This window comes from Neisseria sp. P0001.S005 (assembly GCF_051963715.1).
Genome location: NZ_JBQCTZ010000940.1, coordinates 1 through 296, shown reverse-complemented (window position 1 = coordinate 296; position 296 = coordinate 1). Strand labels below are relative to the sequence as shown.

1 protein-coding gene is annotated in these 296 nt (G+C 51.4%); it reads left to right on the top strand.

The window, feature by feature from the left end; all coding sequences use genetic code 11:
* A partial coding sequence (locus tag ACTHSP_RS23595) for a cytidylyltransferase domain-containing protein (protein WP_440347185.1) occupies positions 1 to 296 on the top strand: 296 nt, incomplete at both ends.

The following is a 296-nucleotide window of genomic DNA, read 5'->3' as shown; positions in this document are numbered from 1 at the left end:
GGTACAACGCGCCTTGCCGAAGCGGCCAATACGCTGAAACTGCCGCAGCATCTGATTGTTGTGAACGTACAAGGCGACGAGCCTTTAATCGATCCCGAACTTATCAACCGTACAGCCGAAGTTTTGGTTGAAAACAATGTGCAAATGGCGACCGCCGCCCACGAATTGCACGATTTTGACGAGTTTATAAATCCTAACGTCGTCAAAGTCATCCTCGACAAAAACCGCAACGCCATCTATTTCAGCCGCGCCCCGATTCCTTATCCGCGCGATGTGATGCGTGCCGAAAAACGCGA